Raw genomic sequence first — 13213 nt, forward strand, 5'->3', positions numbered from 1 at the left:
GCGTCGACCTTGGTCAGTACGACGCCGGGGGGCTGAGACCGACTGGACGAACTGTGGGGGTTCGTTCCGCCGCACCACGCAGAGAATGCGTGTGTGCACGGTGACAGGTTGTGGGGGCATGAGCGCTGCTCGTGGATTTATGGGGGACGTTCGGGGGACCCGAGCACACTCGCCGCGGTACGGGATCTCCGGCCGCGCGCCTCTCGCTCCTGCCGGCGATGGACGAATCGCCGTCGACGTGGATGCCGGGGGGCTTCCGCGTCGACGCCGTCCGCGCCGTGGCGTCGTCCTCGATGCCGCGCGTCCGCGTCGGGGGGACGCGGCGCGCTGAGACCCGGGACGCGTGATCGGGGGGTCGCGCGTCCCGCGGAGACCGGGAGGGGTGGGCTTTCCCCAAGGGCCCACCCCTCCCCTTATTTGTGCCGTGATGCGGCGCCCGCGGACGGATGCCGAGGCCGCGCGCCGTGCGCGACACGCCCGGGTTTGCGACACGCCCGGGAGGCACGTAGACTAGACCAGTTCCACATTCCTGCGTGCGCGAAAGCGCGGCGCGGGATCACTGCCAGGGCAGTGCATAGGCGGCGCATCCTCTCCACGAGAACGCGCAGTGACCTAGGCCGCGGGCAGCAGAACACGACAATCCGACTCCACCCGGAAACGGGATCCGCGCGCGTGCGCGCGGCGGTCGGGACTGACATCAGAACAGTGGTGCGCAAGTGCCCGGCACAACCCTGTGCCCTGTGCGTCCAATGCCCCAGAGGTACGACGCGAGAAAGAGAGTGAGCAGACAATGGCGGGACAGAAGATCCGCATTCGCCTGAAGTCGTATGACCACGAGGTCATCGACACGTCGGCGCGCAAGATCGTCGACACGGTGACCCGCGCAGGCGCCACCGTCGTGGGCCCCGTGCCCCTTCCGACCGAGAAGAACGTCGTGTGCGTCATCCGGTCGCCCCACAAGTACAAGGACAGCCGCGAGCACTTCGAGATGCGCACCCACAAGCGCCTGATCGACATCATCGACCCGACGCCCAAGGCCGTCGACTCGCTGATGCGCCTCGACCTCCCGGCCGACGTCAACATCGAGATCAAGCTCTGAGGTCCCGGTCATGGCACACATCAACGAAAAGGTTTCCAAGGGCCTGCTCGGCACGAAGCTCGGCATGACCCAGGTCTGGGACGAGAACGGCAAGCTCGTTCCCGTCACCGTCATCGAGGTGGCCCCCAACGTGGTCACCCAGGTGCGCACGCCGGAGCGCGACGGCTACAACGCCGTCCAGATCGCCTACGGCCAGATCGACCCGCGCAAGGTCAACCAGCCCCTGACGGCCCACTTCGAGGCCGCCGGCGTGACCCCTCGCCGCCACCTCACCGAGGTGCGCACCGCGGATGCCGCTGACTACTCACTCGGTCAGGAGCTCACCGTGGACGCCACCTTCGAGGCCGGCCAGCTGGTCGACGTCGTCGGCACCAGCAAGGGCAAGGGCACCGCGGGTGTCATGAAGCGCCACAACTTCAAGGGCGTCTCCGCCTCGCACGGTGCGCACCGCAACCACCGCAAGCCCGGCTCGATCGGCGCCTCGTCGACGCCGAGCCGCGTCTTCAAGGGCATGCGCATGGCCGGCCGTATGGGTGGCGAGCGCGTGACCGTCCTCAACCTCACGGTGCACGCCGTCGACGCCGAGAAGGGTCTGCTGCTCGTCAAGGGCGCCGTCCCCGGTGCGCGCGGCCGCATCGTCTACGTCCGCAACGCAGTGAAGGGTGCCTGATCATGGCTGACTCGACTCTCGCGCTCGACGTCCACAGCCCCAACGGCAAGAAGGCCGGCTCGGTCGAGCTGCCCGCCGCGCTGTTCGACGTCAAGACGAACATCCCCCTCATCCACCAGGTCGTCGTGGCGCAGCTCGCCGCGGCTCGCCAGGGCACGCACTCGACCAAGCGTCGTGGCGAGGTCTCGGGTGCCGGCCGCAAGCCCTTCAAGCAGAAGGGCACGGGTAACGCCCGTCAGGGCTCGATCCGCGCGCCGCACATGACCGGTGGTGGCATCGTCCACGGCCCGAAGCCGCGCGACTACGCCCAGCGCACCCCCAAGAAGATGATCGCCGCCGCCCTGCTGGGCGCGCTGAGCGACCGCGCTCGCGGTGGCCGCCTCCACGTCGTCGACTCGTTCGGCATCGAGGGCGCCCCGTCGACCAAGGCCGCTGCGGCCGTCCTCGCCGAGCTCGCGCCGACCAAGAACGTCCTGGTCGTCATCGAGCGCGGCGACGAGCTGAGCGTCAAGAGCGTGCGCAACCTCGCGTACGTCCACGTGCTCACGTTCGACCAGCTGAACGCCTACGACGTTCTCGTCTCCGACGACATCGTCTTCACCAAGGCCGCCTACGACGCGTTCGTCGCGTCGAAGAGCGCCACCACCGAGGAGGTCTCGGCATGAACGTCTCCGTCAACAAGGACCCGCGCGACATCATCCTGAAGCCGGTCGTCTCGGAGAAGAGCTACGGGCTCATCGACGAGGGCAAGTACACCTTCCTGGTGGACCCGCGCGCCTCGAAGACCGAGATCAAGCTCGCGATCGAGAAGATCTTCGGCGTCAAGGTCGCCGCGGTCAACACGCTCAACCGCACGGGCAAGGCCCGCCGCACCCGCTTCGGCACCGGCAAGCGCAAGGACACCAAGCGCGCCATCGTCACGCTGAAGTCGGGCACCATCGACATCTTCACGGCCGTCGGCTGACAGCTGGGATAGAGGACAACCAACATGGCTATTCGCAAGTACAAGCCCACGACCCCGGGTCGCCGCGGTTCGTCGGTGGCAGACTTCGCCGAGATCACGCGATCGACGCCTGAGAAGTCGCTGCTGCGCCCGCTGTCGAAGACCGGTGGCCGCAACAACCAGGGCCGCATCACCACCCGCCACATCGGTGGCGGCCACAAGCGCCAGTACCGTGTCATCGACTTCCGTCGCAACGACAAGGACGGCGTCGACGCCAAGGTCGCTCACATCGAGTACGACCCCAACCGCACCGCGCGCATCGCGCTGCTGCACTACGTGGACGGCGAGAAGCGTTACATCCTCGCGCCGAACAAGCTGCAGCAGGGCGACGTCGTCGAGTCCGGTCCGGGCGCCGACATCAAGCCGGGCAACAACCTGCCGCTGAAGAACATCCCCACCGGTACGGTCATCCACGCCATCGAGCTCCGCCCCGGCGGCGGCGCGAAGATGGCGCGCTCGGCCGGCGCCTCGGTGCGTCTGGTCGCCAAGGACGGCCCCTACGCGCAGCTCCGTCTGCCGTCGGGCGAGATCCGCAACGTCGACGCGCGCTGCCGCGCCACGATCGGCGAGGTCGGCAACGCCGAGCAGTCCAACATCAACTGGGGCAAGGCCGGCCGCAAGCGCTGGAAGGGCGTGCGCCCGACCGTCCGTGGTGTCGCGATGAACCCGGTCGACCACCCGCACGGTGGTGGTGAGGGCAAGACGTCCGGTGGACGTCACCCCGTCTCTCCTTGGGGCCAGGCTGAGGGTCGCACCCGCCACGCCAACAAGGAAAGCGACAAGTACATCGTCCGCCGTCGCAACGCCGGCAAGAAGCGCAAGTAGGAGTAGAGGAAGATGCCTCGCAGCCTGAAGAAGGGCCCCTTCGTCGACGAGCACCTGCTTCGCAAGGTCGTCTCGCAGAACGATGCCGGCACCAAGAACGTCATCAAGACCTGGTCGCGCCGTTCGATGATCATCCCCGCCATGCTGGGACACACCATCGCCGTGCACGACGGACGCAAGCACATCCCCGTGTTCGTGTCCGAGACCATGGTCGGTCACAAGCTGGGCGAGTTCGCGCCCACCCGCACCTTCCGCGGCCACGAGAAGGACGACAAGAAGGGTCGCCGCCGCTGACGCGGTGGCGTTCCAGAGAGGACTAGAGGAGGAGAGAAATGGTGGAATCCATCGCACGCGTCAAGCACATCCGCGTGACCCCTCAGAAGGCTCGTCGTGTCGTCGCGCTGATCAAGGGCAAGCAGGCTCAGGAGGCCCTGGCCATCCTGAAGTTCGCCCCGCAGGCTGCCAGTGAGCCGATCTACAAGCTCGTGGAGTCGGCGATCGCCAACGCCCGGGTGAAGGCCGACAAGGACAGCGAGTTCCTGGACGAGCAGGACCTGTACGTGGCCAACGCGTACGTGGACGAGGGGTCGACGCTCAAGCGCTTCCGCCCCCGCGCCCAGGGTCGCGCCTTCCAGATCAAGAAGCGCACGAGCCACATCACCATCCAGCTCGCGACCCCCGAGGTTGCCGAGACCAGCAAGAAGGCGAGCAAGTAATGGGACAGAAGGTCAACCCCTACGGCTTCCGCCTCGGCATCACCACGGACCACGTGTCGCGTTGGTTCTCCGACTCCACGAAGCCGGGACAGCGTTACGCCGACTACGTGGCCGAGGACATCAAGATCCGCAAGCTCCTGCAGACGCAGCTGGACCGCGCCGGCGTGAGCGGCATCGAGATCGAGCGCACGCGTGACCGCGTCCGCGTCGACATCCACACCGCCCGCCCGGGCATCGTGATCGGTCGCCGCGGCGCCGAGGCCGAGCGCATCCGCGCCGACCTCGAGAAGCTCACCGGCAAGCAGATCCAGCTGAACATCCTCGAGGTCAAGAACCCCGAGGCCGACGCCCAGCTGGTCGCCCAGGGCATCGCCGAGCAGCTCTCCGCCCGCGTGGCGTTCCGCCGCGCGATGCGCAAGGGCCTGCAGGGCGCGCAGCGCGCCGGTGCCAAGGGCATCCGCATCCAGGTCTCCGGCCGCCTCGGCGGCGCGGAGATGAGCCGCTCGGAGTTCTACCGCGAGGGTCGTGTGCCGCTGCACACGCTGCGCGCGAACATCGACTACGGCTTCTACGAGGCCAAGACCACCTTCGGCCGCATCGGCGTGAAGGTCTGGATCTACAAGGGCGACCTCACCAACAAGGAGCTCGCGCGCGAGCAGGCGAACGCGCCGAAGGCCCCCCGCGGTCGTGACGACCGTGGTGGCGACCGTCGTCGCGCGCCCCGCAACGAGGCGCCCGTCGCAGAAGGAGCATCGGCATAATGCTTATTCCCCGTAAGGTCAAGTACCGCAAGCAGCACCACCCGGGCCGCGCGGGCCAGGCCACCGGCGGCACGAAGGTCTCCTTCGGCGAGTTCGGCATCCAGGCCCTCACCCCCGCGTACGTGACGAACCGTCAGATCGAGTCCGCTCGTATCGCGATGACCCGTCACATCAAGCGCGGTGGCAAGGTGTGGATCAACATCTACCCCGACCGTCCGCTCACCAAGAAGCCGGCCGAAACCCGCATGGGTTCCGGTAAGGGTTCGCCGGAGTGGTGGGTCGCCAACGTCAAGCCGGGTCGCGTCCTCTTCGAGGTCGCGGGCGTCAACGAGCAGCTCGCTCGTGAGGCCCTCACCCGTGCAATCCACAAGCTGCCCCTGAAGGCACGCATCATCAAGCGCGAGGAGGGCGACGCGTAATGGCCGTCGGAACCAAGACGCTCGCTCCCAGCGAGCTGGACACGTTCGAGGACCAGCGCCTCGTCGAGGAGCTGCGCAAGGCCAAGGAAGAGCTGTTCAACCTGCGCTTCCAGTCGGCCACGGGCCAGCTCGAGAGCCACGGCCGCATCCGCGCCGTCAAGCGCGACATCGCGCGGCTCTACACCGTGATCCGCGAGCGCGAGCTGGGCATCCGTGCCACGCCCGCGCCCGTCGAGGTCGCGACCAAGGCGAAGAAGACCAAGGCCAAGAAGGCGGATGACGCTGCCGAGGCCACGAAGGAAGAGGCCGAGTGATGGCTGAGACCACCGAGAAGAAGGCCGCCAAGAAGGCGCCGGCCGCCGAGGCCGTCGTCGAGGCGCCCGTCGCCGGTCACGAGTCGGCTGCGCACGACGTGCGCGACGCCGACGCCCGTGGCTACCGCAAGTCGCGTCGTGGCTACGTCGTGAGCGACAAGATGGACAAGACGATCGTCGTCGAGGTCGAGGACCGCGTGAAGCACCCGCTCTACGGCAAGGTCATCCGCCGCACGTCGAAGGTCAAGGCCCACGACGAGCAGAACAGCGCCGGCATCGGCGACCTCGTGCTCATCAACGAGACCCGGCCGCTGAGCGCCACCAAGCGGTGGCGCCTGGTCGAGATCCTCGAGAAGGCGAAGTAAGAAATGATCCAGACTGAGTCCCGCCTCAAGGTCGCCGACAACACCGGCGCCAAGGAGCTGCTCACGATCCGCGTGCTCGGCGGCTCCAACCGCCGCTACGCCGGTCTCGGCGACATCATCGTCGCGACCGTCAAGGACGCGATCCCCGGCGGCAACGTCAAGAAGGGCGACGTGGTCAAGGCCGTCGTCGTCCGCACCGTCAAGCAGACCCGTCGTGCCGACGGTTCGTACATCAAGTTCGACGAGAACGCCGCCGTCATCCTGAAGAACGACGGGGAGCCCCGTGGCACCCGCATCTTCGGACCGGTCGGTCGTGAGCTTCGCGACAAGAAGTTCATGAAGATCGTCTCGCTCGCACCGGAGGTGATCTGACCCTCATGGCCAAGATCAAGAAGGGTGACCTGGTTCAGGTCATCACTGGCAAGAAGCAGGACAAGGGCGGCGACCGCGGCAAGCAGGGCAAGGTTCTCGACGTCATCGTCGAGCAGAACCGTGTCATCGTCGAGGGCGTCAACTACGTCACGAAGCACAACCGTGTGGGCCAGTCCCAGCGCGGCACCAAGACGGGCGGCATCGAGACGATGGAAGCCCCGATCCACATCTCCAACGTCGCCCTCGTCGACCCCTCGACCAAGAAGCCGACCAAGGTCGGTCACCGTGTCGAGGAGCAGACGAAGGACGGCGTGAAGCGCACCGTCCGTGTGCGCTACGCGAAGAAGAGCGGCAAGGACCTCTGAACATGAGCACCACCACTGCCGCGGCGGCTGGCAAGATCCAGCCCCGCCTGAAGCAGAAGTACCAGGGCGAGATCAAGAAGGCTCTGCAGGACGAGTTCGGCTACGCCAACGTCATGCAGATCCCCGGGATCGTCAAGGTCGTCGTGAACACCGGTGTCGGCGAGGCTGCTCGTGACTCCAAGGTGATCGATGGCGCCGTCGACGACCTCACCAAGATCACCGGCCAGAAGCCGGTCGTCACGAAGGCCCGCAAGTCCATCGCCCAGTTCAAGCTGCGCGAGGGCCAGGCCATCGGCGCGCACGTCACCCTCCGCGGTGACCGCGCGTGGGAGTTCCTGGACCGTCTCGTGAACCTGGCGCTGCCGCGCATCCGCGACTTCCGCGGTCTGTCCCCGAAGCAGTTCGACGGACACGGCAACTACACGTTCGGTCTGCAGGAGCAGTCGGTCTTCCACGAGATCAACCAGGACAAGATCGACCGCGTCCGCGGCTTCGACATCACGATCGTCACCACGGCGAAGACGGATGCCGAGGGCCGGTCGCTGCTGCGCCAGCTGGGCTTCCCGTTCAAGACGGACGAGAACCAGGCCTGACCCACCCCCGACCGTTCCGGTCGGACCATCAAGAAGGTCGGCTGTCGTGTAACGGCATCCGAAACCGCTGAACAAAGGACACCAAGAAATGACGATGACAGACCCGGTCGCTGACATGCTGACCCGTCTGCGCAACGCGAACTCGGCGCACCACGACTCCGTGTCGCTGCCGAGCTCCAAGCTCAAGACCCACATCGCCGAGATCCTCCAGCAGGAGGGCTACATCTCCGGCTGGGAGGTCTCCGACGCCCGTGTCGGCCAGACCCTCACCCTGACGCTCAAGTACGGCCCGAACCGCGAGCGGTCGATCGCCGGCATCAAGCGCGTCTCGAAGCCCGGTCTGCGCGTGTACGCACGCTCGACCGAGATCCCCAAGGTCCTCGGCGGCCTCGGCGTCGCGATCCTGTCCACCTCCTCCGGTCTTCTCACCGACCGTCAGGCAGAGCAGAAGGGCGTGGGTGGGGAAGTCCTCGCCTACGTGTGGTGATCTGACATGTCGCGTATCGGACGTCTTCCCATCGACATCCCCGCCGGCGTCACCGTTTCGGTGGACGGCCAGGACGTCACCGTCAAGGGCCCGAAGGGCGAGCTCGCGCTCTCCGTCGCCAAGCCCATCGAGGTCAAGGTCGAGGAGAACCAGGTCCTGGTCTCCCGCCCCGACGACGAGCGCGAGTCGCGTTCGCTGCACGGGCTGACCCGCACCCTGATCAACAACAACATCATCGGCGTGACCGAGGGCTACACCAAGGGCCTCGAGGTCGTCGGCACCGGTTACCGCGTCGCACAGAAGGGCACGGCGGTCGAGTTCGCGCTCGGCTTCTCGCACCCGGTGCTCGTCGAGGCGCCGGCCGGCATCACGCTGACCGTCGAGGGCAACAACAAGCTCACCGTCAGCGGTATCTCCAAGCAGGCCGTGGGTGAGGCCGCCGCGAACATCCGCAAGATCCGCAAGCCCGAGCCGTACAAGGGCAAGGGTGTGCGCTACGCGGGCGAGGTCGTTCGCCGCAAGGCCGGAAAGGCTGGTAAGTAATCATGGCTGTCAAGTCGAAGAGCGACGCGCGTTCGCGTCGTCACCTGCGCCTTCGCAAGAAGGTCGTGGGCACCGAGGCCCGTCCGCGCCTGGTCGTCACCCGTTCGGCCCGCCACGTCTTCGTCCAGCTCGTGGACGACAGCAAGGGCGTGACCGTCGCGTCGGCGTCGACCCTCGAGTCGGACCTGCGCACGTTCGACGGTGACAAGACCGCGAAGGCGCGCAAGGTCGGCGAGCTCGTCGCCGAGCGTGCGAAGGCGGCCGGCTTCTCGGACGTCGTGTTCGACCGCGGTGGCAACCGCTACGCGGGCCGTGTCGCAGCGATCGCCGAGGGCGCCCGCGAGGGAGGTCTGAACCTGTGAGCGATGCAACTACTCAGAATGTGGAGAACGAAGTGACCGAGCAGGCTGCGGCCACCGCTCCCGTCGAGCGCGAGGCCCGCGAGCCCCGCCGCGGCGGACGCGAGCGCAACCCCAACCGCGACCGCGGTTCGCGCGACGCCGAGAAGAGCCAGTTCCTCGAGCGCGTCGTGACGATCAACCGCGTGTCGAAGGTCGTCAAGGGCGGTCGTCGCTTCAGCTTCACGGCGCTCGTCGTCGTGGGTGACGGCAACGGTCTCGTCGGCGTCGGCTACGGCAAGGCGCGTGAGGTCCCCCTCGCCATCTCCAAGGGTGTCGAAGAGGCCAAGCGCAACTTCTTCCGCGTGCCCCGCACCGGCTCGTCGATCCCGCACCCGGTGCAGGGCGAGGCCGCTGCCGGTGTCGTGCTCCTGCGTCCGGCTGCCGCCGGTACCGGTGTCATCGCCGGTGGTCCGGTTCGCGCCGTGCTCGAGTGCGCCGGCATCCACGACGTGCTCTCCAAGTCCCTCGGCTCGTCGAACACGATCAACATCGTGCACGCGACCGTCGAGGCGCTGAAGCAGCTCGAGGAGCCCCGCGCGGTCGCCGCCCGTCGTGGTCTCGACTTCGACCAGGTGGCTCCCGCCCGTCTGATCCGTGCCGAGGCTGACGCCGCGGCCGCTGCAAAGGGAGGTGCCTGATGGCCGCGCGTCTCAAGGTGACCCAGATCAAGTCCAAGGTGAGCGAGAAGCAGAACCAGCGTGACACGCTGCGTTCGCTCGGCCTGAAGCGGATCGGCGACTCGGTCGTCCGTCCCGACGACGCGCAGACGCGCGGTTACGTCAAGACCGTCGCCCACCTCGTCAAGGTTGAGGAGATCGACTGATGGCCGACAAGGCTGAGAAGGCGACCGAAGAGGTCGTCGAGAAGAAGGCCGCCGCCAAGCCGGCTGCCAAGAAGACCGCCGAGAAGGCTCCCGCCAAGGCTGCGGCCAAGCCGGCCGCGAAGAAGGCTCCCGCCAAGGAGGCGGATGCCGAGGCGTCGCGTCCCGGTGTGCTGAAGGTGCACCACCTGCGTCCCGTCCCGGGCTCCAACACCGCGAAGACCCGTGTCGGTCGTGGTGAGGGCTCGAAGGGTAAGACCGCGGGCCGTGGCACCAAGGGCACCAAGGCCCGCTACCAGGTCAAGATCGGCTTCGAGGGCGGCCAGATGCCGCTGCACATGCGTACGCCGAAGCTGCGCGGGTTCAAGAACCCGTTCCGCGTCGAGTACCAGGTGGTCAACCTCGACAAGCTCGCCGAGCTGTACCCGGCCGGTGGCGACGTCACCGTGAGCGACCTGGTCGCGAAGGGCGCCGTGCGCAAGAACGAGAAGGTCAAGGTGCTCGGCACCGGAGACATCTCGGTCAAGCTCACCGTCGCGGTCGACAAGGTCTCGGGTTCGGCCGAGCAGAAGATCGTCGCCGCGGGCGGTTCGGTCAAGTAATTCCACGGCAGGGGCCGGAGGCGAGCCTCCGGCCCCTGTTGCCGTACTCTGGAAGCGGTGTCCTCGGACGCGTCTCGAGACACCGGTCAGCTCACTGGAGGAAATCCTTTTGTTCAGCGCCGTCAGCGCCATCGCGCGGGTCTTCCGCACCCCGGACCTCCGGCGGAAGATCGGCTTCACTCTCGCGATCATCGCCATCTACCGCCTCGGTGCGCACATCCCGGCGCCCTTCGTGAGCTTCCCGAACGTCCAGTCCTGCCTGCAGCAGACCGGATCGGCCAGTGAGGGCCTGCTCTCCCTGGTCAACCTCTTCTCCGGCGGCGCCCTCCTGCAGCTGTCGATCTTCGCCCTGGGGGTCATGCCCTACATCACGGCGACGATCATCGTGCAGCTGCTGCGCGTCGTCATCCCCCACTTCGAGGCGCTGTACAAGGAGGGGCAGTCCGGTCAGGCCCGCCTCACGCAGTACACCCGCTACCTCACGATCGCGCTCGCGCTGCTGCAGTCGACCACGCTGGTCACGGTGGCCCGCTCCGGTCAGCTGTTCGGCACGACGGGTATCGCGGAGTGCAACGCCCTGCTGACCAACGACGTGTGGTGGGCGCAGCTGCTGATGATCATCACGCTGACCGCCGGCACCGGCCTCATCATGTGGTTCGCCGAGCTCGTCACCGAGCGCGGCGTCGGCAACGGCATGTCGATCCTCATCTTCACCTCGATCGCGGCGCAGTTCCCGGCCGCGATGTGGGCCATCGCCACCTCGCGCGGCTTCGAGGTCTTCCTCCTGGTGCTCGCGGTCGGCATCGTCGTCGTGGCCCTCGTGGTGTTCGTCGAGCAGTCGCAGCGGCGCATCCCGGTGCAGTACGCGAAGCGGATGGTCGGTCGGCGCACGCTCGGTGGGACGAACACGTACATCCCGATCAAGGTGAACATGGCGGGTGTCGTCCCGGTCATCTTCGCCTCGTCGCTGCTGTACATCCCCGCGCTGATCGCCCAGTTCAACCAGACGCCCGACGCGAACGGCAACATCCCGGGCTGGGTGACCTGGATCCAGCAGTACCTCACCAAGGGCGATCACCCGCTCTACATGCTGCTGTACTTCCTGCTCATCGTCGGCTTCACCTACTTCTACGTCGCGATCACCTTCAACCCCGTCGAGGTCGCCGACAACATGAAGAAGTACGGCGGCTTCATCCCCGGCATCCGGGCCGGTCGCCCCACGGCGGAGTATCTCGACTACGTCCTGACGCGCATCACGCTGCCGGGCTCGATCTACCTCGGTCTCATCGCGTTGCTGCCGCTCGTGGCGCTTGCCACCGTCAGCGCCAACCAGAACTTCCCGTTCGGCGGCGCGTCGATCCTCATCATCGTCGGTGTGGGTCTGGAGACGGTCAAGCAGATCGACGCGCAGCTGCAGCAGCGCCACTACGAAGGGCTGCTGCGATGACCGCTGCGCGACTGCTCATCATCGGCCCGCAGGGCTCCGGCAAGGGCACGCAGGGCGTGCGGGTGGCCGAGGCCCTCGGCATCCCCGCCGTCTCGACGGGCGACGTCTTCCGCGCCAACGTGAAGGACGGCACCGAGCTGGGTCTGAAGGTCAAGGCCATCATCGACGCCGGCGATCTGGTGCCCGACGAGCTGACGGGCGAGATCGTCCGCGACCGGCTGGCGCAGCCGGATGCCGCGGCGGGCTTCCTGCTCGACGGCTACCCGCGCAACCTCGGTCAGGTCGGCGACCTCGACGCGTTCCTCGACGCGCGCGACGAGCCGCTGACCGCGGTCATCGAGCTGGTCGTGCCGCGCGAGGAGTCGATCCAGCGTCTGTCGCTGCGCGCGACCGAGCAGGGCCGCGCGGACGACAACGAGGAGTCGATCGCCAAGCGCCTCGCGATCTACGAGTCCGAGACGGCCCCGATCCTCGACGTGTACCGCCAGCGCGGCATCGTCGACCAGATCGACGGCGTCGGCACGTTGGACGAGGTCTACGCACGCATCACCGCCGCGCTGACGGCGCGCGGCATCACGGCCGCCGCGCTCTGATGGGGCTGCGCCGCTCCCTGTACAAGACCCCTGCGCAGCTGCGCTCGATGGTCGAGCCGGGACTCATCACCGCCGCCGCGCTCGACGCGGTCCGTGCGCTGGTCGCCCCCGGTGTGACGACGGCAGAGCTGGATGCCGCGGCATCCGATGTCATCGTCGCCCGCGGTGCCGAGTCGAACTTCCAGCTGGTGCGCGGGTACCGGCACACGACCTGCATCTCCGTCAACGACCAGGTCGTCCACGGCATCCCCGGCGGGCGCGTGCTGGAGCCGGGTGACATCGTCTCGATCGACGCCGGCGCGCAGTTCAAGGGCTGGAACGGCGACTCGGCGATCACGGTCGTGGTGCCCGGGGGCGACCCGGGTGTGCGGGACGCGCGCGAGCGCCTGTCGGCGGTCACGGAGGGCTCGCTCTGGGCGGGCGTCGCGGCGCTCGCGTCGGCGGCGCGGGTCGGCGAGATCGGCGACGCCGTGCAGGGCTACATCGAGCGCTCCGGCGAGGGCTACGGCATCCTGCGCGACTACGTCGGTCACGGCATCGGGCGCCGGATGCACGAGGGCCCGACCGTCTTCAACTACCGGGTCGACGACCTCGGTCCCGCCGTGCGGCCGGGCCTGTGCCTCGCGATCGAGCCCATGGTCACGGGCGGCTCGGACCAGACGTACGTCGAGGACGACGACTGGACCGTCACAACCGTCGACGGCAGCGACGGCTGTCACTGGGAGCACAGCGTCGCCGTGCACGAGGGCGGCATCTGGGTGCTGACCGCCGCCGACGGCGGCGCCGCATCCCTCGCCCCCTTCAACGTGACCCCCACC

The 13213-nt window shown here is 67.6% G+C and carries 23 protein-coding genes; all 23 read left to right on the forward strand.

Annotation, left to right across the window (positions count from 1 at the left end; translation table 11 throughout):
• Positions 1-790: 790 nt before the first annotated feature.
• Complete coding sequence (gene rpsJ, locus AC1Q49_RS12645) at positions 791-1099, forward strand: 30S ribosomal protein S10 (RefSeq protein ID WP_005050520.1); 309 nt, start codon at positions 791-793, stop codon at positions 1097-1099.
• Positions 1100-1109: 10 nt separating this feature from the next.
• The gene (gene rplC, locus AC1Q49_RS12650) at positions 1110-1769 is read left to right on the forward strand and encodes a 50S ribosomal protein L3 (RefSeq protein WP_060960250.1); all 660 of its coding nucleotides are present in this window, start codon (positions 1110-1112) and stop codon (positions 1767-1769) included.
• A 2-nt stretch (positions 1770-1771) separates the two neighbouring features.
• Positions 1772-2434, forward strand: coding sequence for a 50S ribosomal protein L4 (gene rplD, locus AC1Q49_RS12655; protein WP_060960251.1), 663 nt, complete (start codon positions 1772-1774; stop codon positions 2432-2434).
• Entirely contained in the window at positions 2431-2733 is a 303-nt protein-coding gene (gene rplW / locus AC1Q49_RS12660) for a 50S ribosomal protein L23 (protein ID WP_060960252.1), read from the forward strand. The genes rplD and rplW overlap by 4 nt, the downstream gene beginning before the upstream one ends.
• Before the next feature lie 24 nt (positions 2734-2757).
• Positions 2758-3597, forward strand: a complete 840-nt coding sequence (gene rplB / locus AC1Q49_RS12665) for a 50S ribosomal protein L2 (RefSeq protein ID WP_060960253.1) — start codon at positions 2758-2760, stop codon at positions 3595-3597.
• A gap of 12 nt (positions 3598-3609) precedes the next feature.
• On the forward strand, positions 3610-3891 hold the full coding sequence (rpsS, locus tag AC1Q49_RS12670) for a 30S ribosomal protein S19 (protein WP_005050512.1): 282 nt from the start codon (positions 3610-3612) through the stop codon (positions 3889-3891).
• A 38-nt stretch (positions 3892-3929) separates the two neighbouring features.
• The gene (gene rplV, locus AC1Q49_RS12675) at positions 3930-4313 is read left to right on the forward strand and encodes a 50S ribosomal protein L22 (protein WP_005050511.1); all 384 of its coding nucleotides are present in this window, start codon (positions 3930-3932) and stop codon (positions 4311-4313) included.
• A complete protein-coding gene (rpsC, locus tag AC1Q49_RS12680; RefSeq protein ID WP_005050510.1) occupies positions 4313-5074 on the forward strand; it encodes a 30S ribosomal protein S3 in 762 nt (253 codons plus the stop codon). Before rplV ends, rpsC begins: the two co-directional genes overlap by 1 nt.
• Complete coding sequence (rplP, locus tag AC1Q49_RS12685; RefSeq protein WP_016463572.1) at positions 5074-5493, forward strand: 50S ribosomal protein L16; 420 nt, start codon at positions 5074-5076, stop codon at positions 5491-5493. Before rpsC ends, rplP begins: the two co-directional genes overlap by 1 nt.
• Positions 5493-5807 carry a 50S ribosomal protein L29 gene (gene rpmC / locus AC1Q49_RS12690; RefSeq protein ID WP_060960254.1) on the forward strand — a complete coding sequence of 105 codons (315 nt, stop codon included), beginning with the start codon at positions 5493-5495 and terminating at the stop codon, positions 5805-5807. The genes rplP and rpmC overlap by 1 nt, the downstream gene beginning before the upstream one ends.
• On the forward strand, positions 5807-6172 hold the full coding sequence (rpsQ, locus tag AC1Q49_RS12695) for a 30S ribosomal protein S17 (protein ID WP_060960255.1): 366 nt from the start codon (positions 5807-5809) through the stop codon (positions 6170-6172). Before rpmC ends, rpsQ begins: the two co-directional genes overlap by 1 nt.
• A gap of 3 nt (positions 6173-6175) precedes the next feature.
• Positions 6176-6544 (forward strand): 50S ribosomal protein L14, encoded by a 369-nt coding sequence (rplN, locus tag AC1Q49_RS12700; protein ID WP_018171454.1) that lies wholly within the window; start codon positions 6176-6178, stop codon positions 6542-6544.
• 5 nt (positions 6545-6549) lie between these two features.
• Entirely contained in the window at positions 6550-6909 is a 360-nt protein-coding gene (rplX, locus tag AC1Q49_RS12705; RefSeq protein ID WP_060960256.1) for a 50S ribosomal protein L24, read from the forward strand.
• Between the two features lie 2 nt (positions 6910-6911).
• Positions 6912-7502, forward strand: a complete 591-nt coding sequence (rplE, locus tag AC1Q49_RS12710; protein WP_060960257.1) for a 50S ribosomal protein L5 — start codon at positions 6912-6914, stop codon at positions 7500-7502.
• Between the two features lie 88 nt (positions 7503-7590).
• Positions 7591-7989, forward strand: coding sequence for a 30S ribosomal protein S8 (gene rpsH, locus AC1Q49_RS12715; RefSeq protein WP_005050503.1), 399 nt, complete (start codon positions 7591-7593; stop codon positions 7987-7989).
• Positions 7990-7995: 6 nt separating this feature from the next.
• Positions 7996-8532 carry a 50S ribosomal protein L6 gene (gene rplF / locus AC1Q49_RS12720; RefSeq protein WP_101306891.1) on the forward strand — a complete coding sequence of 179 codons (537 nt, stop codon included), beginning with the start codon at positions 7996-7998 and terminating at the stop codon, positions 8530-8532.
• Between the two features lie 2 nt (positions 8533-8534).
• On the forward strand, positions 8535-8894 hold the full coding sequence (rplR, locus tag AC1Q49_RS12725) for a 50S ribosomal protein L18 (protein ID WP_005050501.1): 360 nt from the start codon (positions 8535-8537) through the stop codon (positions 8892-8894).
• A gap of 32 nt (positions 8895-8926) precedes the next feature.
• Positions 8927-9571, forward strand: a complete 645-nt coding sequence (rpsE, locus tag AC1Q49_RS12730) for a 30S ribosomal protein S5 (protein WP_223848740.1) — start codon at positions 8927-8929, stop codon at positions 9569-9571.
• Positions 9571-9756: a 50S ribosomal protein L30 gene (gene rpmD, locus AC1Q49_RS12735; RefSeq protein ID WP_060960260.1), complete on the forward strand. Its 186-nt coding sequence runs from the start codon at positions 9571-9573 to the stop codon at positions 9754-9756. Before rpsE ends, rpmD begins: the two co-directional genes overlap by 1 nt.
• Positions 9756-10355, forward strand: a complete 600-nt coding sequence (gene rplO / locus AC1Q49_RS12740; RefSeq protein ID WP_492492554.1) for a 50S ribosomal protein L15 — start codon at positions 9756-9758, stop codon at positions 10353-10355. The genes rpmD and rplO overlap by 1 nt, the downstream gene beginning before the upstream one ends.
• Before the next feature lie 109 nt (positions 10356-10464).
• Entirely contained in the window at positions 10465-11802 is a 1338-nt protein-coding gene (gene secY / locus AC1Q49_RS12745; protein WP_060960262.1) for a preprotein translocase subunit SecY, read from the forward strand.
• A complete protein-coding gene (locus tag AC1Q49_RS12750; RefSeq protein ID WP_101306889.1) occupies positions 11799-12395 on the forward strand; it encodes an adenylate kinase in 597 nt (198 codons plus the stop codon). Before secY ends, AC1Q49_RS12750 begins: the two co-directional genes overlap by 4 nt.
• A partial coding sequence (gene map, locus AC1Q49_RS12755) for a type I methionyl aminopeptidase (RefSeq protein ID WP_492492557.1) occupies positions 12395-13213 on the forward strand: 819 nt, incomplete at its 3' end. The genes AC1Q49_RS12750 and map, both read left to right, overlap by 1 nt.

Source organism: Microbacterium sp. MPR-TSA4 (assembly GCF_058792815.1).